19 protein-coding genes are annotated in these 19,419 nt (G+C 64.1%); 9 read left to right on the plus strand and 10 right to left on the minus strand.

The window, feature by feature from the left end; translation table 11 throughout:
- Positions 1-1,358, plus strand: a 1,358-nt coding sequence (locus DBV08_RS16660; protein WP_148090786.1) for an Ig-like domain-containing protein, incomplete at its 5' end; no start/stop codon positions are given.
- A 70-nt stretch (positions 1,359-1,428) separates the two neighbouring features.
- Here DBV08_RS16660 and DBV08_RS16665 read toward each other — a convergent pair.
- The 3 genes from DBV08_RS16665 to DBV08_RS16675 all read right to left on the minus strand — a co-directional run bounded on the left by DBV08_RS16665 (position 1,429) and on the right by DBV08_RS16675 (position 3,299).
- Positions 1,429-2,217 carry an SAM-dependent methyltransferase gene (locus tag DBV08_RS16665; RefSeq protein WP_095970402.1) on the minus strand — a complete coding sequence of 263 codons (789 nt, stop codon included), beginning with the start codon at positions 2,215-2,217 and terminating at the stop codon, positions 1,429-1,431.
- Between the two features lie 7 nt (positions 2,218-2,224).
- The gene (locus tag DBV08_RS16670) at positions 2,225-2,725 is read right to left on the minus strand and encodes a DUF2505 domain-containing protein (protein WP_095970401.1); all 501 of its coding nucleotides are present in this window, start codon (positions 2,723-2,725) and stop codon (positions 2,225-2,227) included.
- 76 nt (positions 2,726-2,801) lie between these two features.
- Positions 2,802-3,299, minus strand: a complete 498-nt coding sequence (locus tag DBV08_RS16675; RefSeq protein WP_095970400.1) for a DUF2505 domain-containing protein — start codon at positions 3,297-3,299, stop codon at positions 2,802-2,804.
- A gap of 74 nt (positions 3,300-3,373) precedes the next feature.
- On the opposite strand from DBV08_RS16675, the gene DBV08_RS16680 reads away from it, so the two are divergent.
- From DBV08_RS16680 to DBV08_RS16695, 4 genes are all read left to right on the plus strand, one after another.
- Positions 3,374-4,417 carry a UDP-N-acetylmuramate dehydrogenase gene (locus DBV08_RS16680; protein ID WP_124568169.1) on the plus strand — a complete coding sequence of 348 codons (1,044 nt, stop codon included), beginning with the start codon at positions 3,374-3,376 and terminating at the stop codon, positions 4,415-4,417.
- Between the two features lie 32 nt (positions 4,418-4,449).
- Entirely contained in the window at positions 4,450-5,646 is a 1,197-nt protein-coding gene (locus DBV08_RS16685; RefSeq protein ID WP_095970399.1) for an Ig-like domain-containing protein, read from the plus strand.
- 128 nt (positions 5,647-5,774) lie between these two features.
- The gene (locus DBV08_RS16690) at positions 5,775-7,310 is read left to right on the plus strand and encodes a hypothetical protein (protein WP_124568170.1); all 1,536 of its coding nucleotides are present in this window, start codon (positions 5,775-5,777) and stop codon (positions 7,308-7,310) included.
- Positions 7,307-8,083 (plus strand): ESX secretion-associated protein EspG, encoded by a 777-nt coding sequence (locus DBV08_RS16695; protein WP_124568171.1) that lies wholly within the window; start codon positions 7,307-7,309, stop codon positions 8,081-8,083. Before DBV08_RS16690 ends, DBV08_RS16695 begins: the two co-directional genes overlap by 4 nt.
- Here the strand turns inward: DBV08_RS16695 and DBV08_RS16700 are convergent.
- The 3 genes from DBV08_RS16700 to DBV08_RS16710 are packed head-to-tail and all read right to left on the minus strand — an operon-like array spanning position 8,080 to position 12,140.
- Positions 8,080-8,829, minus strand: coding sequence for an SDR family NAD(P)-dependent oxidoreductase (locus tag DBV08_RS16700; RefSeq protein ID WP_095970396.1), 750 nt, complete (start codon positions 8,827-8,829; stop codon positions 8,080-8,082). The genes DBV08_RS16695 and DBV08_RS16700 overlap by 4 nt on opposite strands.
- Before the next feature lie 15 nt (positions 8,830-8,844).
- A complete protein-coding gene (locus DBV08_RS16705) occupies positions 8,845-11,166 on the minus strand; it encodes an arylsulfatase (protein ID WP_124568172.1) in 2,322 nt (773 codons plus the stop codon).
- A complete protein-coding gene (locus DBV08_RS16710; RefSeq protein ID WP_095970394.1) occupies positions 11,163-12,140 on the minus strand; it encodes a TauD/TfdA family dioxygenase in 978 nt (325 codons plus the stop codon). Before DBV08_RS16710 ends, DBV08_RS16705 begins: the two co-directional genes overlap by 4 nt.
- A gap of 342 nt (positions 12,141-12,482) precedes the next feature.
- Here DBV08_RS16710 and DBV08_RS16715 point away from each other — a divergent pair, with 342 nt between their 5' ends.
- Positions 12,483-13,754, plus strand: coding sequence for an ROK family transcriptional regulator (locus DBV08_RS16715; RefSeq protein WP_124568173.1), 1,272 nt, complete (start codon positions 12,483-12,485; stop codon positions 13,752-13,754).
- A gap of 15 nt (positions 13,755-13,769) precedes the next feature.
- Here DBV08_RS16715 and DBV08_RS16720 read toward each other — a convergent pair whose 3' ends face one another.
- Positions 13,770-14,129: a nuclear transport factor 2 family protein gene (locus DBV08_RS16720; RefSeq protein WP_124568174.1), complete on the minus strand. Its 360-nt coding sequence runs from the start codon at positions 14,127-14,129 to the stop codon at positions 13,770-13,772.
- 70 nt (positions 14,130-14,199) lie between these two features.
- Between DBV08_RS16720 and DBV08_RS16725 the strand changes: the two genes are divergently transcribed.
- The gene (locus DBV08_RS16725; RefSeq protein WP_124568175.1) at positions 14,200-15,069 is read left to right on the plus strand and encodes a LysR family transcriptional regulator; all 870 of its coding nucleotides are present in this window, start codon (positions 14,200-14,202) and stop codon (positions 15,067-15,069) included.
- Here DBV08_RS16725 and DBV08_RS16730 read toward each other — a convergent pair.
- The 3 genes from DBV08_RS16730 to DBV08_RS16740 form a co-directional block, all read right to left on the minus strand.
- Positions 15,035-16,039 (minus strand): tocopherol cyclase family protein, encoded by a 1,005-nt coding sequence (locus DBV08_RS16730; RefSeq protein ID WP_124568176.1) that lies wholly within the window; start codon positions 16,037-16,039, stop codon positions 15,035-15,037. The two genes, DBV08_RS16725 and DBV08_RS16730, sit on opposite strands and share 35 nt — an antisense overlap.
- The gene (locus tag DBV08_RS16735; protein WP_124568177.1) at positions 16,036-16,428 is read right to left on the minus strand and encodes a PaaI family thioesterase; all 393 of its coding nucleotides are present in this window, start codon (positions 16,426-16,428) and stop codon (positions 16,036-16,038) included. The genes DBV08_RS16730 and DBV08_RS16735 overlap by 4 nt, the downstream gene beginning before the upstream one ends.
- Positions 16,429-16,492: 64 nt before the next feature.
- Positions 16,493-17,266, minus strand: a complete 774-nt coding sequence (locus tag DBV08_RS16740) for a PIG-L family deacetylase (protein WP_019744397.1) — start codon at positions 17,264-17,266, stop codon at positions 16,493-16,495.
- Between the two features lie 111 nt (positions 17,267-17,377).
- On the opposite strand from DBV08_RS16740, the gene DBV08_RS16745 reads away from it, so the two are divergent.
- Complete coding sequence (locus DBV08_RS16745) at positions 17,378-18,604, plus strand: MFS transporter (protein WP_003942019.1); 1,227 nt, start codon at positions 17,378-17,380, stop codon at positions 18,602-18,604.
- Entirely contained in the window at positions 18,550-19,377 is an 828-nt protein-coding gene (locus DBV08_RS16750) for an alpha/beta fold hydrolase (RefSeq protein ID WP_166811132.1), read from the plus strand. The genes DBV08_RS16745 and DBV08_RS16750 overlap by 55 nt, the downstream gene beginning before the upstream one ends.
- The last annotated feature ends 42 nt before the right edge of the window (positions 19,378-19,419 follow it).

Genomic DNA, 19,419 nt, shown 5'->3' on the forward strand with positions numbered 1-19,419 from the left:
TTGCAACACTTGCCTGGACAGCTGCTGACGTCCGGACGCACAGCGTGACGGCCAAATATCTCGGTAATGCCAAAGTAGCGACCTCCACGTCGTCGGCAATCGACGTCGTCGTGTCCGAAGCCGACAAGAACACCGCCACCACGATTACCGGTCCCGCGAGTGCGGTCGCAGGTGAGTCCGTGACCCTCGAGGCTTCGGTCTCTCCTGTCCCGGAGGGCGGAACGGTGCAGTTCAAGGACGGTGCAACCGACCTCGGCGGCGCTGTTACGGTCGACGCCAACGGCAAGGCGTCACTGGCGAATTCCTATGCAGAAGGCGCACATTCGATCGTGGCGGTGTACTCCGGTTCCGGCGTCTACCAAACCTCGACGTCAGCGCCGCATGCTTTGACGGTCGCTCCGGTGGTGGTCGAGGAGAACACCACGACCACTCTCGTCGGTCCGTCGACCGCTTCGACCGGAGAGGCATTGTCGTTCACTGCCTCGGTCTCTACCGGTGCTGCAGGTGGCACCGTGCAGTTCAAGGAAGGTGGCAGGGATCTGGGCCCCTCGGTTCCAGTGGACGCCGCGGGTAAGGCGACAACCATGCCGACCTTCAACGTGGCGGGCGAGTACAGCATCACCGCAGTATTCTCGGGTTCGGGCAACTACCTGGGGTCGACGTCGAACACCCAGACTGTGAACGTCAAGGCGCCGGCTCCCACCGACCAGCAGACCGAGACGGTCTTGACCGTTCCGGCGGATGCGAAAACCGGTACGGCAGTGGGTCTCTCCGTGACGGTCACTCCGTCGCCGGTGGGTGGCACGGTGCAGTTCAAGGACGGCTCGGGCAATCTCGGCTCGGCGGTGCCGGTCGTCGACGGCAAAGCGTCGATCATGCACGAGTTCGCGAGCGTTGGCACTCACGACATCACGGCGGTGTACTCGGGTGCAGCAGGATTCCTCACCTCTACCTCGGCCGCGCAAACGGTTTCGGTCACAGCTCCGGCTGCGGAGGATCAGGAAACGTCCATCACCGTGAGCGCTCCGACGTCAGCGGTCAAGGGCGCGAAGGTCGATCTTGTTGCGGCAGTTGTTCCTACGCTCAGTGCGGGAACGGTCCAGTTCATGGACGGAACCACCCCGATCGGCGGACCGGTTGCGGTAGTGAACGGCAAGGCCACGCTCTCGCATACCTTCACCGAACTCGGTGATCGCCGAATCACCGCGGTGTTCAGCGGAACCGACGGCTACCTCGGTTCCGAGACCCAGACTGCAGTCACCGTCAAGGTCACGGCAGAGTCCGACGGCGGAGAGCCCGGCAACGGCGGCAGTTCGACCGGTTCGCTCGGAAGCCTGGAAAACATCTTCGGGTCCTAGCCCGACGCTTGCACGAAGACGCCCCGCCGCGGAGAGAACCTCCGCGGCGGGGCGTTTCACGTCGGCGACTTCAGGGGTTCGGCGCCACCACATGCCAGGGCACCGTCAAGATGCAGTCGCGAAGGCGACGTCGCGCCGGCTGAACGGGAATTCCCTGCGCCCGAAGAATCTCCAAGGCAGCGGCCCAGCGGTGGCGAGGGCCGAAGGAGGCGTGCGGCGCGGCAGTTGCCCAGGCTCGATCGGCGGCGCTGAGCAGTGCATGGATCGGCTCGCCCGGAACGTTGCGGTGGATGAGGGCCTTCGGGAGACGTTCCGCGATGTCGGAAGGGCGATCGATGTCGAAGGGATCCCATGCCAGTGTCAGGGTCAAGGGACGATCGGCGTCGAGAAGCACCCAGGCGCAACGCCTCCCGAGTTCGTCGCAGGTTCCGTCGAGTAGCAGTCCGCCTGGTGCGAGGCCGGACTGGATGTGCGACCAGGCCGAACCCACGGCGTCCTCCGGGTACTGCCGGAGCACGTTGAAGGCGCGCACGAAAACGGGTGTGAGACCGGCCAGTTCGAATCCACCACGGGCGAAGCTGACACCGTCACGACTCTCGACCACGCGCGCAGGGTCGATCTCGAGCCCGATGACGCGTCGATCCCGCCGGACAGCGGTGAGGCGGCTTGCCATCTCGAAGGTGGTGTCCGGCCTCGCTCCGTATCCGAGGTCGACGATCAACGGATCGGCCGCGTTGTTCAGGGCATGCGCAATCGTCCGGTTGTGGACGATCCACCGGTCACTACGGCGTAGTCGGTTGATCCCCGTCGTGCCACGGGTGATGACCCCCTCGATCTTCGGGGGTGGAGCCTTCTTCACGACGGCTTCAGCGAGCGGCGAGCCACGTCGCCGTGACCTGAGCTTCGGTGCGGAACAGATCGACGAGGTTGATGAGCATGAGCTGTTCCAACTTCGCGCCGATGAACGGTATGAATACCTTGGCCTCGGACGTGGTTCGCAGCGTGGACCCGGTATCGGTGGCGAACAACTCCATGGTTCCGGACAGACTTCCCGGACCGGCCGGGATCGAAGCCTCGTATGTGCCGGTCACGGTGTCACCGAAGGCGCCGTACGACTCCTTACGGGTGATGACCAGGTCCTTCTTCATCACAGTCTGTGCGATGTCCGGCAAATCGGTACGCGGAAGAATGTGGTGGAGCACGAGATCGATTCCGGAGTCGGTGACCTCGAAATGTTCGACATGGTTCTCGGAATGCTTGCGCATCTCGTCGACGCGGGCCTCCCAGTACGAGCGGTCCGCCAGCGCCGCGTAGACCTGCTCGGGGGAGTGCTGATAGCGGGCGGAGTAGTCGATGCGGCGAGCCATGATCGGAAAGAATACCGGTTACGCGTTGTGACAAGGCAAATTGGCTGTATCGACAAACTGTCGCCGCCGCAGCGAATTACTTCGCGATCCACTCCCGGGTGAAGTCCTGCTCGGCCTGGATGAGCCGGACAACCTCGTCGACAATCGCGCTTTCGATCTTTCCGCCGAGGAACGGGATCTTGACCTCGACCTCACCGTCGATCTCGAGAGTGGCGGAGTTCTCGTCACCCGTCAGGACCTGAGTGCCCTCGATACGGGCGGGAACGCCGTCGACGTGGGCGGAGAAGGTGCCAGTGGCCTTGCCGTCCTTGAACGGCGCCATCGTTTCGCTGCGTTTGATGACGATGTCGCCGTTGACAACCTTCGACACCATGCTCGGGAGATGTTCGGCGGCAATGATCTGCGACATCGTGACCGCGACGGTCTCGTCGCGCACGGTCAGCTCTTCGATCGTTGCGCCGGGACCGCCGACAGCGACGATTCGGTCGCGCCAGTACTGCTCGGAGGTCACCGCCTCATGGACCTTCTCGGCGGGGACTGTGTACTTCGACGAATGCTCGATGCGACGGCTCACGATTGTGGAGGCTACCGTTTATCGATGTGTGGGACGTAACCATTGGCAGACGCGTCGTGGAATCAGGCGCTTTCGTGTCCGAGAACGTTGACTTGTCGGGATTGACGACGCTCCGAATCGGGGGACCGGCGCGGCTGCTCGCCGAATGCCCGACGACGCAGTCGTTGATCGACGTCGTGACGCTGCTCGATCGCGAGCAGATCCCGACGCTGATTCTCGCCGGCGGGTCCAATCTCGTGATCTCCGACGCGGGATTCGACGGAGTTGTCGTTCGTGTGGCCAACACCACCGTGAGCCTCGACACGGACCGCGTCGTCGCCGAAGCGGGCGCAGTGTGGGACGAAGTAGTCGGCCAATCCGTCGCCGCGGAACTGGGCGGCCTCGAATGTCTGTCCGGGATTCCGGGCTCGACTGGTGCGACGCCGGTGCAGAACGTCGGCGCGTACGGCGTCGAGGTGGGCTCGCGGCTTCGGCAGGTTCAATTGCTCGACCGACGCAGCGGGGAAGTGTCGTGGGTCGAACCGTCGACACTCGAATTGGGTTATCGGTCGAGCGTTCTCAAGCATTCGGATGCAGCACTGGTTCTGGCCGTCGAATTCGACGCGTCGACCGACGGGTTGAGCGCCCCGCTCGCGTACCGCGAACTGTTCACTGCACTCGGCGCCGAGGAAGGCGCGCGGTTGCCTGCGTCGCAGGTCCGCGAGGCAGTTCTGGGGTTGCGGACCGGTAAGGCGATGGTCCTCGATCCGTACGACCACGACACCTGGAGCGCGGGTTCCTTCTTCACCAACCCCGTGGTGCCGGACGCGGAGCTGCCTGCTGTGCTCGGGGCCATCACCGAACAGCTCGGAGACGTCACCGTGCCACAGTTCCCCGGCAGTGGTGGAACCAAGCTCTCGGCCGGATGGTTGATCGAACGGGCCGGATTCTCGAAGGGTTATCCCGGCGAAGATGCACCGGCCAGGCTGTCGACCAAACACACCTTGGCGTTGACCAACAGAGGGTCCGCAACAAGTGCGGATGTGGTCTCGCTCGCGCAGACAGTGCGCGACGGCGTCGAGGTCGCGTTCGGCGTCCGGCTGGAACCGGAACCGGTAACTGTGGGCTGCACCATCTGATTCCTGACAGAGCCCGCAGGTAGCCTGTTGAAGTGCATGAGCTGGGTGGTCGGAGAAGTCGTTCGCGTCTTGTTGCGTTGGTAGCTGTCTTACTCGCTGTGATGGTGGCCGTAGTCGGCTGCACGATCGGCGGCAAGGACGGACAGGGCGGCGCGGCCGCCGCCGAACCGGCCCCGGTCGCGACCGTGGTGTCGACGCCCGCACCAGGCACCAAAGACGTCAGCCCGGTAGCTCCCGTCTCGGTAGCGGTGACCCAGGGGACACTGTCGGACGTCAATCTCAGCAACGCGGCCGGTAAGGCCGTCGCCGGGCAACTGTCGCCTGACAAGACAACCTTCACCGTCAGTGAGGCACTCGGCTACGGCACCACGTATTCGTGGTCGGGTACGGCAACCGGAACCGACGGCAAAGCGGTGCCGGTTCAGGGGAGCTTCACGACGGTTGCCCCGGAGTCGACCACCGGCGCCACCCTCAACATCGCCGACGGCCAGGAAGTTGGTATCGCGGCACCGATCACGTTGCAGTTCGACAACTCCGTCGTCGACAAGGCGGCCGTCGAGAAGGCGCTTGTCGTGACCACCGTGCCGCCCACCGCCGGATCGTGGGCATGGCTGGCCGACGACAACGGCGGATCACGGGCCCATTGGCGTCCGGCCGATTACTGGGTGCCGGGCACAACTGTCCATCTGGACGCCAAGCTCTACGGCCTGAACTACGGCGGTGGCGCCTTCGGTGACCAGGATCTCACGCTCGACTTCACGATCGGTCGTAGCCAGATCGTCAAGGCGAACGCGCCGAGCCACCGCATGCAGGTGGTGCGCGACGGTCAGACGATCATGGACATTCCCGTCAGCTACGGCGAGGGAAACGAACCTCGAAACGTCACGCGCAGCGGCATTCACATGGTGACGGAGAAGTACGAAGACTTCATGATGTCCAATCCGCCGTTCTACGAGAACGTGCGTGAGCGTTGGGCGGTGCGCATCTCCAACAACGGCGAATTCATCCACGCCAATCCTGAAACCACCGGGGTGCAGGGCTCGTCGAACGTCACGAACGGTTGCATCAATCTGTCGACGTCCGACGCGCAGGAGTACTTCGGAACGGCCCTCTACGGTGACCCCGTCGAGGTAACCGGCACGTCGATCGACCTGTCTCCTGCGGACGGCGACATCTACGACTGGGCGATCGATCTGCCGACCTGGAAGTCGATGTCTGCACTGGCTTAGATTTCTCCTGCTGTGAACCGAGAAATCGGTGGACGAAGGGAACCGTCCGTGCTCTGCATCCGTCAGTACAGGTAAGTGCTGTCGGCTCGGGGAGTCTGACGGGGATTTTCGACTTCAGGGGGACAGCGGTGGGCATTCCATTTCTGGAAGACGTGCTGGGAAGGATCTCCGAAGCGACGCGGGCCGTGCCTCCCGGCGTGGCGGCATTGCCAGTTGTCGGCACTCCCATCGCTAGCGCAATCGCTACATCTGCGCTGGTTCAATCCGTGACCGACGACCGCGGAGCGTTCGACGACGAGATGGCTGCTGCGACTGCTGACGCCGATGCGGAGCGCGCACGGGCCTGGGGCGAGCGCGATGCCCTCTCCGCTCAGACCTCGTCGCTGCAGTACAGCGAACATGCAATCGTGGACGACGATCCGTTCGACGCGATGTCGCACTCCGAAATCTTCGATCACGTCAACGAGATGGATCCGGCAACCCTGAGCGCAATCGGCGAGGCCTGGAAGGCAATTGCCGGTCGGGTGGAAGCCGGCATCGGGAAGTTCCGGAGCGATGTGAACGGCGCGATCACCGAAGGCTGGCAGGGGCGGGGCGGCTCGGCGGCGTTGGAAGCCGTGCTGGCCTACTCGGCAGATGCGGGTGAGCTGAAGGTGCGGGTCGACCTGATCTCGAACAAGATCGAGGAGGCGAAGATCGCACTCCACGAGGCCAAACGCTCGATTCCGGCACCCGACGGCGCCTCGACGGTCGAGATGATCCTCAGCATGGTTCCCGGGGCTACGTGGAAGCAGGCCCAATACGAAGCGGAAGAAGCCGAACGTCAAGCGCGTCAGGTGATGAAGGACGTGTATCTGCCGTACATGAAGCGTGCGGACGACCAGGTGCCCATCCTCCCGGCCGCGTTCAATCCGGTCACCGGCAGTGGAGGGGCTGGCAGTGGAGGGGCTGGGGGCGGCGCATTCGGTGGCGGTGGTTCCGGCGGCGGGAACACGTCGGGTTCGGGGAACGGACTCGGCGCGCCATTTACATCGGGTGGCGGAGTTGGTGGAGGAGCGGACGGTGGACACCTCGGCGGTGCAAACCCGGCCGGAGACGGTTCCGGTCAGAACCCACCCGGCACCGCTTCCGAACCTGGTGACAACCGTAGCGGCGTTGATGCCCAAGGGAATTCGGGTGCCGATGCTGCCCGGTTCGCACACGATTCCGGCCCGGCCGGGACTGCCGCGGCACATGCCGGCCCACTGCCGTCCGGTGCAGCGCCAGGTGGCCTGGCAGGTCCAACTCCGAATGGTGCCCAGCTCGGTTCCGGAGTGCCTTCAGGCCTCATGGGTAGCGGTTCGGGTGGTGGTTCCGCAGGTGGAATCGGTACCGGCGGCTTCGGGCCTGTCGGAACCGGAGGTGGCGCTCTCGGGCCTGGCGGCTCCGGCGGCCTCGCCGGTGGTGGACGTGGGGGAGTCAACGGAACTGGCGGTACTTCGGCGACGGGCGCGCAGAGCGGTCGGGGCGCGATGGGTGGCGTCGGTGGCATGGCACCGGGACGCGGACAAGGACACGACGAAGACACCGTTCACGACACCCCCGGCTACCTCGTCACGGTCGAGAACGGCAACACCCTGATCGGCGACCTGCCCATGGTCTCTCCGGCGGTGTTGGGCGAATGACGACCACGCGGTGGCAGTTCACAGGCCTCGAATTCTCGATCCTCTGGGAAACGATCGGACGCGACCGACTCCCGTACCCGCTGCGATTTCGTCCGGCGGCCGAAACCATGGACGAGCTGAGGGCGCAGCGTCGTCGAGCGGGAGCGCACCTGTCTTGCGTTCTCGACGATCGGCTGCATCACGTTCTCGGTGTTCTTGCGAATCCTGATGCTCGCGTGGAGGTTTCCGGTTTTCACGGACAGAAAATGAGTACGGCGACGCGATTGCACGGCGCTGTCGCCGGCGACCTGGGTGTGCTCCTGGCTCAACTGCCCGGCAGGACTGTCGACTGTGGCTCCGACGTGGTTCTCACCGTGGCACGGCCATCGGCAATTCCACGGATGCTCGTCGATCACCTGCCGACCTGCCCCGCCGGATCGGAGCGTGGGGTGAGCATCGAAACGTCGAAACCTAATGGTAAACAGGGGTTTCTGCGCAGTGTCGACGGTGCGCGAGCGAGTGAGGAAGTGAGCAGGTTCTTCGGCCGAGAGCGGACCTCGATCGGTGAAGTCACCGTATATCCGGGCGGAGCCGTCGACAGCAGGCCGACCGACGACGGCATGACTTTCCACTGGTACGACTATGCCGGTGACGGTCGGTACATCATCACCGCCGGTGAAACCGTGAGTGCCCGCAGCGCTTCCACGGAAATGACGGAGGCCGAGATTGCACGCAATCTCGGCCTCGTCCTGCACCGGGCGATTCGGACTGGTAGCCAGAGTTGTTCGAACTAGCTGGTGGTGCGGTGGAACCGACCGGGGCTTGCCTGATCCCGCGGCTTGACGACAATCTGATCGAGGTTCACGTGTGACGGCCTGGACGCGACGAAACCGATGATCTCGGCGATGTCCTGCGCCACCAACGGTGTGATTCCCTCGTACACCTTGTCGGCCTTGTCCTGATCACCTTCGAACCGGACGAGTGAGAATTCGGTCTCCACTGCTCCGGGCGCGATTTCGGTCAGACGAACGGGCTTACCCAAGAGTTCACCGCGCAATGTCCGATGAAGGACGGCTTGAGCGTGCTTGGCCGTGGTGTAGCCCGAACCGTTGTCGTATGCCTCCAGCGCCGCTACCGACGTGATGGTCACGACCAGACCGTCACCCGAATCGATCAGCTTGGGCAGCAGTGCTTTCGTCACACGCAACGTGCCCAGGACATTGGTCTCCCACATCCATCGCCAGTCGTCCAGATCGGCGTCCAGGACCGTCGCCAGGCCCTTCGCACCACCGGCGTTGTTGACCAGCACGTCGACACGGGGGACCACGGCGGCAAATGCGTCGACGGAATCCTCGTCGGTGACGTCGAGTTCGAGCGCGGTACCACCGATTTCCTCGGCGATCTTCTCGAGACGATCGACGCGGCGAGCACCGATCACGACATGGAATCCCTGAGCTGCCAGGGTGCGGGCGGTGGCCTCACCGATTCCGGAGCTGGCTCCGGTGACTACGGCGATGCGGGCATCGGAAGAAATGGTCATGATGCAATCGTAGGGCTAGTCGGCGGCATACTCTGCTTCCCGTTCGATGGATTCAATGTGACGACGCGGTACCTTGACCGGGCCAGGGGTGTAGGTGACGGCGCGCAGCGCCCCGCTGTACCGGAACGGTCCGTGGCGTCGTCGTACTTCCCACGACACAGGTCCTCGGGCGTCGACCCCGACCGAGATGCCGGTCCACGGCGCCATCCCGACCAGTTGTACCTGACCCAGCAGTTGACCGGCGTGGACGCCGTCGACGCTGACGTGGAGGTCCCAGCGCAACCGCGGTACCACCGTCACGGACACGTCGATGCGCTTGGTGCCGACCGCCAACGGGCCCGCATCGACCACGGAGTAGGAACCGAACGCGTTGTACCCGAGATGCAGGTGCCCGTCCTCGACGTACAGAAGATATCCACCCTGCGGATCACCATGGGCAACAAGGACACCGGCGTCGCCTTCGCGGTAGCCGTCGAGTTCGATCGTGATGTCGAAGTCACGGAACCCGATCAGTTTGGATGAGCGGTAGCGCTCGAGTGGAGGCGTTCCGGCAAGTAGTCGCACCGGGTGTGAGAGCGCCTCTTCCTCTGGACGGCGGACCGCGCCGACGGTGTTGCCGAGCAGTGGAAATACGGTGTTCGCCCACGCCGAGTGGTCCCAGGCCTCGGCGAGTTCGCGAACCTTGTCGGGAAACCGTGATGCGAGGTCGTCGAGCTCGGTCGGGTCGGCTCGGACGTCGAACAATTGCCAGTGCGGTTTGTCGATGTCAGCTGGAGCGAGCGCCAGCAGTTTCCATCCGTCCTTGTAGTAGCCGCGGATTCCGGTCACCTCGGTGTACTGCTCGGTGTGGGTACTCGGAGCGGTGGGTGAACGCAGAACCGGCGCGCTCGACGCGCCGTCGAACTCCTTGACAGGAAGCCCGTTTCGCACGGTGGGGGTTTCGATTCCGGCCAGTTCGAGAAGCGTCGGCGCCAGGTCGGTGACATACGCGAACTGGTCGCGGATCCCGTTGTCGCCCGCTTCGGGTTTCAGTCCCGCGGGCCAGGACAGGAGGAAGGGAACACGGATTCCACCGGCAAAGGATTGCCCTTTGTAGAACCGGAAGGGGGTGTTGGACGTCTGCCCCCATCCACGTGGATAGTGCACGCCCAATTCAGGTCCGCCGATGAGGGATTCGTCGTGGGGGACATCGCCGACCCAGTCTGGATCCTGGATATGCGCGAACTGCGCGAAGTAGCTTCGAGTCCCGTCCGAACCGCCCTCGGCGGTGCCGCCGTTGTCCGAGGTGAAGACGATGATCGTGTTGTCGAGCTCGCCCAGTTCGTCCAGGGTGTCGACAATGCGTCCGACGCTCTGATCGATCGAGTCGACCATCGCCGCGTACACCTCCATGTAGCGGGCGAACCGAGACCGCACCTCCGGCGTGAGCGAATCCCATTCGGGCACGTCGAAACCGGGTTCGGAGTTTCGTGGTGCCTGCCGTGTCCCCTCCGGAAAGAGTCCTTGCAGGAGTTGAGAGGCGAACCGCGACTCGCGGATTCGATCCCAGCCCTCGTCGTATCGACCACGGTATTTCGCCTGATCGGCGGGCTTGGCCTGCAACGGTCCGTGCATGGCGACGTGTGCGAAGTAAAGGAAGAACGGCTTGTCCTGATCGTGGGCGCGAAGGTCCTTGATGTACCCGACGGCCTTGTCGGTCAGATCGTCGGTGAGGTAGTAGCCCTCGGGATACTCGTCGACGTCGACCACTGAATTGTCGGAGATCAGTTGATTGGGGTAGTAGAAGGAGTTCAGTCCTTCGAGAGAGCCGTAGTAGCGATCGAATCCGCGCTGAGTCGGCCAGGAGTCACGACTTCGTCCCGGGGCGAGGTTTGCGTCGCGCACGAGATGCCACTTGCCCACCGCATAGGTGGCATAGCCTGCGCCGCGGAGGATTTCGGGGAGTGTCTGTACGTCGTCGGCCAATTCCAGGCGCAGTCCGGGGTATCCCGGATCGGCGTTGGCGACGAAACCGTACCCGGCGCGGTGCGGATTGAGGCCGGTGAGAAGAGCGGCGCGCGACGGCGAGCAGAGGGGCGTCGTGTGATAGTTGGTCATTCGAATACCCTGCGCAGCAAGGCGATCGAGGGTCGGAGTCTCGATCTCGGAGCCGAACGGCCCGATGTCGCTGTATCCCATGTCGTCGATCAGAACCACGACGATGTTGGGTGAGCCGGGAGCCGGGGCCGTGGCGGTGGGCCACGACGGGGTCGAATCGGCTGCAGTGCGGCCGATTCGACCTTCGAAGCCTTCGTAGCCGCGCGCGTGCGGCGGAAGGGCGGAATCTGCGTGCGTCATGAGTTGGTCGAGGCACCTTCGATAACCGAGTATTCGGAAGCGTCGCCGGCTATGCTCCGGCTTCGTTCCCCGTGGATGTTGACCGGAATGTCACCGGCAAGTGTGATGCGCTCCAGACGGCGGTACTGGTCGTCGTAGTCGGCGATCGCGTAATGCTGGGTGGCGCGGTTGTCCCAGATCGCGACGTCACCCGCCGCCCAGTTCCACCGCGTCGTGTACTCGAGCTTGATGGCGTGATCCTGCAAGAGCTTGAACACACCGTTCGACTGTTCGGTGCTCAACCCGACGAAGTTCTTGACAAAATGCCCGAGGACGAGCGTGCGCTCTCCGGTTTCGGGGTGTACACGCACCACCGGGTGTTCCGTCTCGAAGTACGTGGACTGGAACTCCTCGCGGTAGGCGGCCGTGCGATCTTCGGTGAGCCGCTCGGCGCTGGTGGCCGCGTAGTCGTAGACGTTCGTGTGACGGGCCCAGAGGTTCTCCGCGAGTGCCTTGAGCGGATCCGGCAGTCCGTTGTACGCGGCTACCCCCGACGCCCACGTGGTGGAACCGCCGTACTCGGGGAGCTGCACCGCGCGCAGGATCGAGGCCTTGGGGATGCGATCGACGAAGGTGACGTCGGTGTGCCAGCTGTTGGCCTTGCCCAGGTCCGAATCGATGGGCAGAACTTTTGCGCCGTGCGACTTCACCGTGGGGTGGGCAGTGGTCGGGGTGCCCAGTAGCTGGGCGAACTCGTACTGCGAATCGTTGTCGAGGTGGTCCTGCCCGCGGAAGAAGATCACCTTGTGCTCGAGAAGTGCCTGTCGGATGAGTGAGATCGTCGCCGGGTCGAGGTGCCCGCCGAGAGTGATTCCGTCGATTCGGGCGCCGATATGCGCGCCGAGGGTGGTGACAGTGCCGCGAGCGGCGTCAGCAGCCACCCCGTTCGTTGATGCCGTGTTCGTGAGAGTCGGCTTGGCGAAAGCTGTAGACATGGTGCACCTTTCGTGGGGAGTGTGCCCACCCAAACACGCGAGATTTCGCCACGACAGGGTTGCGTTCAGTGTGATCGTTACCGCACCTGATTTGTGAATCTCGGTGAAGCTGCTACTTTTGGAGCCATGTCGACCGACCAGCCTGCCGCTTTGCGGGTCACCTATGTGACCGCTGCGCTTGGTTCGCGTCTGCCTCTGGCGCGAGAGCTGTGTTGTCGCCGCCGTTCTTTCTGCAGCTAATTTCTGCGCCTTTTCTGTCTATTTCTTCGTATGACCAGTGGAAACGCTGAGTTCTCGGTCGACAGAGATGTGCGCCTTCTCCTCCTTCTGCAAGGGACAGCCATGTCGACACCCACAATCTCCGCCATTCCGAACATCCGATCGCGAACCGCGCTCTCGGGAACCCGGACCCGAACCCAGATAGTTGCGCCGGAGCTGCGCATTGCCGACGGTCCGTCCGCGACGGTGTTGCGCATTGCTCGATCCCGCGGACCGCTCTCTCGCGATACCGCGGCCAAAGCGTCCGGGCTGAGTATTGCCACCGTGAACCGGCAGGTCACGAGCCTGCTGGACCTCGGGATCCTGCGCGAACGCGCAGACCTGACAGCTTCCGGCGCCATTGGGCGTCCGCGAGTTCCGTTCGAGGTCAATCACGAGCCGTACCTGACCGTCGGCATCCACATCGGTGCCGTCGTCACCAGCATCATCGCCAGCGACATTCGGGGCAAGGTGCTCGGTGCCGTCGAGATCCCGACGCCCGCCACCAACTCCGCTGTTGCGCTTGCCACCATTGCGCGCTCGGCCAAATCGTTCGCCTCGCGGTGGCACAAGCGTCGTCCGCTCGCGGTCGGGGTGGCCATCGGCGGTCGCGTCGATTCGGCTACCGGAGTAGTCGACCACGCGCGCCTGGGGTGGAAGGGCGCCAAAGTCGGATCCATCATCGGAGCCGGCTTGGACCTTCCCGTTTCGGTTGCCGCCCACGTCGAGGCGATGGCGGCGTCGGAACTTCTGCTCAGCACCGACCGCGCCGAGGCCCCGACGCCGGGAACCACCGGGCTCTACTTCTATGCCCGCGAGACTGCCGGTATCGCAATCACTTTCGAAGGGCGAGTGCACACGCCGTCCAGTGGGCCAGGCTCGATCGCACACCTCCCCACCGGTTCGTCGGCACGGTGCACCTGCGGTGCGGTGGGTTGCTTGGAAGCGACGATCAGCGACCGCGCTGTCGTCGCGCAGGCACTGTCTTCGGGTGCAGTGATCCAGGGCAGTGAGCGTGTGACGATCGCGGATGTCTACCGTGCTGCGTCGGCGGGTTCCATTCCGGCACACGACCTTCTGGTTGATCGAGCACGCGTCCTCGGACGAACGGTGGCGATGTTGCGTGACCTGTTCAATCCGGATCGGGTGATCCTCGGCGGCCAGGCCTTCACCGACTACCCGGCCGGCGTGCCGCACGTCGCCGAGGCCTTCTCGACGGCATCCTCGTTGGAGCGTAAGGACATTCGGATTACCGGGTTCGGCAATCGGGTTCAGGAATACGCGTCCACCGTCGTGTCGCTGAGTTCCTTGTTCGCCGATCCTGCGGCGGCAATGCGGCGTGCTTCGGCCATCTGACTGCGAAGAGGGCAGTCAGAGTTCCGGTCGGTCGAGCACCCGCAACCACGAACCGTCGGGCTGGCGGCGTGCCACCTGAGTGCGTCCGCCGGTCCCGTCGGAAGGTTTGGTCGAGGTCATGGCGAGATCGCCGCTGATTACCGTGGGTAGCGCTTCCTCGACGGTGAATGTCGGTGCTGCGGCCAGCATCTGAGAAATGACGTCTCGGATGGCCGTCCTTCCCACAGTGAGTGACCCGGGTGGAAACGCCATCACGGCGTTTTCCTCGTAGAGTCCGGCGACGGCGTCTGCATCTCCGGCGTTCGCGAACTGGACGAACAATCGGGCGATGTCTTCCGGGGTTTCGGCCGTCTGAGCTTCATGTGTTGTTGTCATGCCTCCATCTTGCGAGTCCGCCGACGATAAGTCCAAGATCTAGTTTGTCTCAAAGCTAGAATTATCAGTTATGGAACTTCGGCAGCTCGAATACTTCGTCACGGTAGTGGAGGAAGCCAACTTCACTCGCGCCGCCGAGCGGCTTCACGTAGCGCAGCCGGGTGTGAGTGCGCAGGTCAAAAGGCTGGAACGTGAGCTGGGTCAGGAATTGCTCGATCGGAGTGGTCGAACCGTTCGTCTGACCGAGGCCGGGCGAGCTGTCCTCCCACATGCCCACGCTGTGCTTGCGTCCGTTCAGAGCACCCGAGATGTCGTCGACGCCCTGAACGGACTGGTGAGGGGCTCGGTAGCGGTGGGGATGGTCACTGCATGCGCGTCTGCCGACCTGACCGACCTGCTCAGTCGGTTGCACAACAAACACCCCGGTCTGGACATCTCCCTGTCCGAGGACGACTCGCGCAGCTTGCTTGCCGGAGTGTTGGACGGAACCTTCGACATAGCCGTCATCGGGGTGGCGGGCGAACTGCCGGAAGGGCTCGAGTCGAGGGTGATCACCGACGAGCGACTGGTAGCCGGAGTGGCAGCGGATCATCCGCTGGCCGAGGTGTCGGCTCTGCCGTTTGCCGAGCTCGCCACGCGATCTGTCATCTGCCTGCCGGAGGGAACCGGAATCAGAACGTGTCTGGACTTCGCGTGTGCCGCGGCCGGCACGAAGCCGACGGTGGCACTCGAGGCAAGCAACCTCGGCATCATCGTGTCCTTGGCCGCTCAGGGGTTGGGAATGGCCGTGATTCCCGAGTCGGCAGTGGGGGAGTTGCATCGGATCGATCTCGAACCGGAAGCGCGGTCTCGGCTGGAATTGGTCTGGCGTGCTTCCGGCGGGAAGAATCCGGCGGCCTCAGCTCTCATCGATCTTGCGAGAGCTGTTCCCGCCGAGTGAGTTCGGCCTGCGCCCGATCCAATCCGCCGTGCTCGAGAGCGGCCAATCGCGACCTGTCCTTCCAGACGATGGTTCCGCGTCGTCGGACGATGACCGACATGGTTCCACCGAGATGCTCGAGCGCTCCGGGCACGTTTCGGCGCTCGGCGGGTATCGGAACAGGAAGTATGTGTGCGTCGGCGATGGGCGCGGTCCCGTCGATGTCGACGCTCCACTTCCTGCTGTAACCCCGAAGCGTCCAGCGATCGTCGGACACGGTTGTCTCCACCTGTGACGTCAGTGGATTGCCCAGCCGCAATACCGTTCCGTCCGGTAGCGCAGCAACGACGGCGGTGACTTCGGTGCGCAGAGGCCCGGCGCTGACCTGTCCGCCGGCAAACGCCACGCAGGCTCGTGGATCGGTGAACCCCTGTGCCTGTCCCCACCACCAGGATTCCGGGAATCCTCCCTTTCCCCAGTTCTTCTCGCCGTACACCTGCGCTCCGGTGAGATCCCACCTCTGTCCGTCGATGACGGCGCTTCCCTCGACCCGGCCGCCGAGCAGCCACGGATGCCAGTACTGATTGAGCGCGGGAACTGATTGGAAGTAGCTCGATCCGCCGAAGCGGCGGTGCGGCCAGAATCGCTGATTGCTGATCCGCACGTCGAGGTGGCTGTCGCCGAAATCGACCTGCAGTCGATCGGCGTTACCGCGGAAAACGTTGTCGGCGTAGGCCCCCAGTGTGCGGGGATCCGCCGATCCACGCGGATGTTCGGCGGTACGGAGAAATCCGCCCGGATGCGCCGCGAGACCGAGCGTCGACCAGTTGCCACTGTCGGACTTGTTGATACCGGCGAGCGCGATCACCACCCGTCCGCTGGCCGGCATCGTGAATCGCCAGAAGTAACCCTCCATCGCAACGTCATGGGAGGCAAGCAGATTGCCGTACGGCAGGGTGGCGCCCGAAGCGCGGTACGCGGGAAGTTTCACGGTCCCAGTACTGCCTGTGATGCGGTGACCTGAGCGACGAGGCGGCCTTCGTCGTCGCGAATCTCGGTCACGACCGCGATAGTGCTGCGCCCCGCATGCAAAGGGCGGGCGGTTGCGGTGACCGTGCCCTTGCGGACCCCGCGTGTGAACACGGTCGACGAACTGGTGGTGGAAGTGCTTGCACCGGGCGGAAGATTGAGGAACGCACAGACGGCGCCGACGCTGTCTGCCAGCGTCATCAAGGCGCCGCCGTGCATTCCGTTGCCGGCGGTGGTGCGGTGGCTGTCCCAATCCAGATGGCCGACAACCTGTTCGGGTGCCGCGCTGTCCAACTGAATTCCGGTGTGAACTGCAAAAGGCATGGTCGCGACAAGTTGTTCGAGGTCCATGCCTACCGATGGTAACGAGCCGCCGAAACCTCCGTCGGGACTTCGGTTTATCGAGGGAGGTGGCTCAGAGGGGGAGGGCGGTTTCGGACAGTCCCTCGGGCGCGTTGCGGCGACGGAACCACTCGGTGCCGAATGCCGCGGCGAGCTGCTCCGTCGGCATTTCGAGGAACGGGCCGAAATCGCCGACCTGCGTTGCGTGCGCGTACATGGCCGCGCGCTTGGACGAGATCACCGAACTGACGTCGACGGCGGTGGTGAGTTGATCTGCCGGAAGCCCGAACGATTCGATGTCCGGCGGCTGCGCCTCCTCGGTCCACTCGGGGTTGGCCTGCATCAGCATCTTCATGTGATCGCGGTTGGTGGACGCCTCGTAGACGAACGGCGTGCCTGCGAGTTCTGCCGCCCGGACGCCGACGTGGTGGACCTGGATGTGATCCGGGTGCCCGTATCCGCCGTTGGGGTCGTAGATGGTCAGGACATCGGCGTTCTCTTCACGAAGTACCTCGGCCAGACGCTCAGCGGCCTTCTCGACGTCGACGTTGCAGAACGCTTCCGGATTCTCGTTCTCGGGCGTACCCACCATCCCCGAATCCGGGTAGTGCAGGGACACGACGCGATTGGCGCCCAACGCGTCGGTGGACGCCTCGAGTTCACGGCTGCGGCGCTGAGCCAACGTCTCGTATTCGTCCAACAGGCCGTCGGGGAATTCACCGAGAGCACCGTCGGTAGCGGTGACGACTACGACGCGGTGACCTGCGTCGGCGGCCATTCTCATCACGCCGCCCGTAGTGAAAACTTCGTCATCGGGATGGGCGTGGAAACACACCAGGACACTCATTCGCGCAATCGTAAGGCAAGTTACCGACAGGTCAACCCGAGCGCACAGTGAAAACGATTTGTCGAGTCGGCCTCGGCTCTGTGAACCTTGTTCAGTGCACGAGAAGCTGACATGAGCGAATCCACCAACAAAGGCCTGTTGAGCGCCTACCGCGAGATCTTTGCCGCCCCCGGATCGGTCGCCTTCTCGGCCGCCGGATTTGTCGCAAGGCTGCCGATCGCCATGATCGGCATCGGAATCGTGACGATGATCTCGCAACTTCGTGGTGACTACGCGCTCGCCGGCGCGCTCGCCGCGGTTTTCGCGCTGTCGTCGGCGATCATCGCGCCCGCCGTCTCGCGTGCGGTCGACCGCTTCGGGCAGCGAGCGGTCCTGCCGATTGCCGCAGCAGTGAGCGTCACCGCGATCGGGGCGCTCTTGCTCGCCGTACGGATGGAAGCTCCTGACTGGCTGCTTTTCGTTCTGGTCGTCCCCGGTGGCGCCACCCCGACGATCGGGGCGATGATCCGCGCCAGGTGGGTCGCGATCTACGTCGGAAAACCTCAGCTGCGCACCGCCTTCGCCTTCGAGTCGGTGGTGGACGAACTCTGTTTCGTGGCGGGTCCGGTCATCTCGGTGGGCCTGAGCATCGGACTCTTTCCCGAAGCGGGACCGCTGGCGGGACTGATTCTGCTGGTGACCGGGACCCTGCTGTTGGTCATTCAACGTGGAACCGAACCGAAGGTGCACCCGCGTCGACCCGGCCGCGGACGATCGGTTCTCGGTAACCACGTGATGTGGATCGTCATCGTGATCATGGTGATGCTCGGAACGATCTTCGGCGTCATCGACGTCGGTGCCATCGCGTTCACGAAGGAACAGAATTCGCCGGGATCCGCGACGCTGGTCCTTGCGCTGTTCGCCGGCGGTTCGGGAATTGCGGGACTGATCTTCGGGTCGATGCACCCGGCGCGATCGCTGCGCGGTCAGCTGATGATCGCGTCCTCGGCGGTCGCCGTTCTCAGCGTCCCCCTTCTCCTCGTCGGCAACGTGGCCGCACTGGCGGGTGCATATGTGCTCGCGGGCGCGACCATTGCTCCGACCCTCATCATCGCGACGGCCTTGGTCGAGCAGATCGTCCCCCCGGAAAAGCTCACGGAGGGAATGACCCTGACGGTCACCGGCCTCGGCGTCGGCGTGGCGCTCGGGTCTGCGCTGGCCGGACAGCTGATCGATCGTTACGGCGTCCCGTCGGCCTACATGCTCGCCGTCGGCGCCGCAGTCGCAGCCTCTATCGTGACGGCATGTCTATTCGTGAAGCCGTCAGCGTCGACGGCACGTCCATCGTCTATCGAGTAACCGGAAATTCGGCTGGGACCCCGCTGGTGCTGCTGCACGGCTGGGCTCAGTCGTCGCAGTGCTGGGGTGAGCAGGTCCTCGCGGACCTCGCCGCGGACTACCGCCTGATCGCCGTCGATCTGCGCGGCCACGGTTACTCCGATGCGCCTGAATCCGGATACGACGACTCCGCGAACTGGGCCGGCGACGTCGCGGCCGTTCTCGCGGCAGAAGACGTCACCGAGAACGCGATCCTGCTCGGCTGGTCGTACGGCGGACTGGTGATCTGCGATTACCTGGCAGCACACGGAACCGGTGCGGTGGCGGGTGCGGTTCTGGTCGGTGCGATCACCAGCATCGGTCGCGGTGAGAAGGGCGGCAAGGTCGGCTCGGCGATGCGGAGTGCGGTTCCCGGCGCGATGTCCGAAGATCCCCGCGAGGCGATCAGGGCTCTCGGTGCCTTCGGCAACGCGCTCACCGGCCCACCCGAGGGCAAGGGCGCAGCGTCGCAGGCCTTGTTCGGGTACAGCCTCTCGACGCGTCCGCGGGTGCGCGCAGCACTGTTCAATCGTGCCGTCGGTCACGACGAGTTGCTCCGCAGCCTCGACATCCCGGTCCTCGTTCTGCACGGAACCGAGGACTCCGTCGTCGACGTGAGCGCAGGTAAGCACGCCGAGGAACTGATTCCCAAGTCCCAGGCGTCGTACTGGGAAGGCTGCAATCACGGACCGTTCGTGGAGGATCCGACACGATTCGTGTCCGAAGTGCGAGCCTTCATCTCGAGCCTCGGTTAGAGTTCGCGCCCGGTGAGGGGGCAGTATGGAGTGGTGACGCCC

The organism is Rhodococcus sp. KBW08 (genome assembly GCF_003852455.1).
GTDB lineage: Bacteria > Actinomycetota > Actinomycetes > Mycobacteriales > Mycobacteriaceae > Rhodococcus_F > Rhodococcus_F baikonurensis.

Bases quoted from the DNA above. Each gene is read 5' to 3' on its own strand.
- DBV08_RS16720 (WP_124568174.1), bottom strand. From the start codon at position 14,129: ATGACAACAACACATGAAGCTCAGACGGCCGAAACCCCGGAAGACATC.
- DBV08_RS16745 (WP_003942019.1), top strand. From the start codon at position 17,378: ATGAGCGAATCCACCAACAAAGGCCTGTTGAGCGCCTACCGCGAGATC.
- DBV08_RS16705 (WP_124568172.1), bottom strand. From the start codon at position 11,166: ATGACGCACGCAGATTCCGCCCTTCCGCCGCACGCGCGCGGCTACGAA.
- DBV08_RS16695 (WP_124568171.1), top strand. From the start codon at position 7,307: ATGACGACCACGCGGTGGCAGTTCACAGGCCTCGAATTCTCGATCCTC.
- DBV08_RS16700 (WP_095970396.1), bottom strand. From the start codon at position 8,829: ATGACCATTTCTTCCGATGCCCGCATCGCCGTAGTCACCGGAGCCAGC.
- DBV08_RS16750 (WP_166811132.1), top strand. From the start codon at position 18,550: ATGTCTATTCGTGAAGCCGTCAGCGTCGACGGCACGTCCATCGTCTAT.
- DBV08_RS16740 (WP_019744397.1), bottom strand. From the start codon at position 17,266: ATGAGTGTCCTGGTGTGTTTCCACGCCCATCCCGATGACGAAGTTTTC.
- DBV08_RS16735 (WP_124568177.1), bottom strand. From the start codon at position 16,428: ATGGACCTCGAACAACTTGTCGCGACCATGCCTTTTGCAGTTCACACC.
- DBV08_RS16670 (WP_095970401.1), bottom strand. From the start codon at position 2,725: ATGGCTCGCCGCATCGACTACTCCGCCCGCTATCAGCACTCCCCCGAG.
- DBV08_RS16715 (WP_124568173.1), top strand. From the start codon at position 12,483: ATGTCGACACCCACAATCTCCGCCATTCCGAACATCCGATCGCGAACC.
- DBV08_RS16710 (WP_095970394.1), bottom strand. From the start codon at position 12,140: ATGTCTACAGCTTTCGCCAAGCCGACTCTCACGAACACGGCATCAACG.
- DBV08_RS16725 (WP_124568175.1), top strand. From the start codon at position 14,200: ATGGAACTTCGGCAGCTCGAATACTTCGTCACGGTAGTGGAGGAAGCC.